This is a genomic window from Mycobacterium sp. E2462 (assembly GCF_001672685.1).
In the GTDB taxonomy this organism is placed as follows: domain Bacteria; phylum Actinomycetota; class Actinomycetes; order Mycobacteriales; family Mycobacteriaceae; genus Mycobacterium.
Genome location: NZ_LZKC01000240.1, coordinates 1 through 2,256, shown reverse-complemented (window position 1 = coordinate 2,256; position 2,256 = coordinate 1). Strand labels below are relative to the sequence as shown.

Here is a 2,256-nt window from a genome sequence, read left to right as displayed (position 1 = left end):
GTTCCGGCTGATCCGGGCGTCGACTGTCGATGCGGGTCTTCTTGCGACGCAACAAGACTCGTCGGCTACCGTCGTTGTAAAGCCGTACCCTGGTCAGCTCCCAGCCCCGATACTCCGCTTCGATCGACAACCGGATGGACGCGCTGAGCCGGGTGACCTCCGGCGGCAACCGCAACGGCACCCATTCGTAGTCGTCGGACATGTCGGTGTCCCAGCCGGCGGGTAGGCGGCTTGACCGCGGCGCGGACCCGTTCTTCATCGAGGGGCCGCCGCGTGCTCGACGACCTGGACCCCCGCACCGGACCCCGACACCACGTACAAGGTGTCTGACGCTTCGTCGAACGCCAGAGAGTTCGGTTGCTGCACGGTGGGGTAGCGCACCTTTTCGACGGGAATTCCGGTGGACAGATCGTAACCAATGACCATATTAGAAGCGGTCTGGGACACCCACGCCAACGCGCGCGAGCCGGCCAGGCCGTACGGCGCCGCCGGCACCGGATACGCCTGGCGCAGGATCAGCGGGTCGACGCCGTACACCAGCAGCTGGCCCCCGCGGGTGTCGGCGACGAGCACCCGTCCCCACGGATCGGCGGTCATGCTGGTCGCGCCCGTGCCGGCCCGCAGCGCTTGCTGCACCCGCCCGTCGGCGCCGAGCGCCGTCACCGACGTCTGCCCGCGGTCCAGCACGACGGTCGTATCGCCCTGCGTGGCAAGCGAATCGACGCGAGCGAAAATCTTGCTGCGGTTCTCGACGGTAACGGCGCCCGCCTCGCCCGGCGCCGCGGCCAGGGTATAGACGGCGCCGTCGGCGCTGCCCAACACCAGTTTGCCGTCGGCCCGCCGGGCGATGGCGGTGAAGTCCACCTCGCCGGCGCCCGCGACGTTCACCCGGGTCGCACCCCGACCGGTCAGGTCGACGGCGACGTATCCGCCGCGAGCCGCCGCGTACAGCGTGCCGTGGCCGCCGGCGGTCAGCGCGGTGGCCGGCCCGGGCAGGGCGACGGTCCGGGGCGCGAGCTGCGCGTCGGGGAAGACGGTGACCGATGCGGGCGCCGCCGGATCGGCGCCCGGCGCCAGGACCGCGAGTTGACGGGTATCGGCGTCGAACACCGCCGCGACGGCGTGGGCGGCGAGTGGTCGCACCGCGCCCGCGGGGGGTTGCGCCGCGGGCGGAGACACCGCCGGCCGGGCCGGATCGATGGTGCGGGGCGCGGCGACGAGCGGATTCGACGAGCAGCCGACCGGCCCACCCAGCAAAAGGGCTAGGCCGGCGACGGCGACCACGAAAGGCCTATGAGCTGCCGAGTTGCGGCGGCGAGGCTGTGACAGCAATGGTTTCCCTCGGCTCATGGGGGTGTACGCCCAAATTCTAAGGAACGGTTATGCATCCAAATGGGGTGTGCTGCCGACATCAACCCGGACCCGCGAGGTATGGTCGGCTTATGGCCGTCACCGCCGACCGTCATACGACGCATCAGGAGTTTGCTGTCGAAGAGATGTCGACAGGAATTTTCGCTAGCGGCTATGGAAAAGTCGGTGATGGACGGACTTTCTCCTTCCATATCGAGCACCGCTCTCTCGTTGTCGAGGTTTACCGGCCCCGCCTTGCCGGGCCCGTGCCGCAGGCCGAAGAGGTGGTCGCGACGGCGGTTCGCAGCCTGGTCGACATCGATCTGACCGACGAGCGCAGCCTGAGCGCGGCGGTCCGCGACTCCGTGGCGCACGCGGTGCCGGTTTCCCGCTAGTCGCACTGCGCCCACCGGGTACGGTCGTGGTCGTGACTGCGGTATCGGCGACCCAGGCGCGGTCGGACGCATGACCGTCATCCTCCTTCGCCACGGCCGGTCTACCTCTAACACTGCGGGCACCCTCGCCGGTCGCTCCGAGGGCGTCGACCTCGACGACAAGGGCCGCGAGCAAGCCGCCGGACTCATCGATCGCCTCGGCGACCTCCCGATCCGCGCCATCGTGACCTCGCCGCTGCTGCGCTGCCGCCGCACCGTCGAGCCGCTGGCCGAGGCGCTGTGCCTCGAGCCGCTCGTCGACGACCGGCTGGCGGAGGTCGATTACGGCGAGTGGACGGGACGCAAGATCGGCGAGCTCGTCAACGAGCCACTGTGGCGGGTCGTCCAGTCGCATCCCAGTGCCGCGGTGTTCCCCGGCGGCGAGGGCCTGGCACAGGTGCAGGCCCGTACGGTGGCTGCCATCCGCGAGCACGACCGGCGGTTGGCGGCCGAACACGGCGTTGACGCGCTG

The 2,256-nt window shown here is 70.1% G+C and carries 4 protein-coding genes; 2 read left to right on the top strand and 2 right to left on the bottom strand.

What is annotated here, in order from left to right; genetic code table 11:
• Nucleotides 1–259: DUF5703 family protein (locus tag A5714_RS11940; protein ID WP_068285412.1), on the bottom strand; the 259-nt coding region annotated here is incomplete at its 3' end.
• Nucleotides 256–1,350: a YncE family protein gene (locus A5714_RS11935; protein WP_369829439.1), complete on the bottom strand. Its 1,095-nt coding sequence runs from the start codon at nucleotides 1,348–1,350 to the stop codon at nucleotides 256–258. The genes A5714_RS11935 and A5714_RS11940, both read right to left, overlap by 4 nt.
• Nucleotides 1,351–1,442: 92 nt before the next feature.
• Between A5714_RS11935 and A5714_RS11930 the strand changes: the two genes are divergently transcribed.
• Together A5714_RS11930 and A5714_RS11925 are read left to right on the top strand one after the other, a co-directional pair.
• Complete coding sequence (locus A5714_RS11930; RefSeq protein WP_068285408.1) at nucleotides 1,443–1,745, top strand: hypothetical protein; 303 nt, start codon at nucleotides 1,443–1,445, stop codon at nucleotides 1,743–1,745.
• 70 nt (nucleotides 1,746–1,815) lie between these two features.
• Nucleotides 1,816–2,256 (top strand): MSMEG_4193 family putative phosphomutase (locus A5714_RS11925; protein WP_156747282.1); only part of this gene is annotated, 441 nt, incomplete at its 3' end.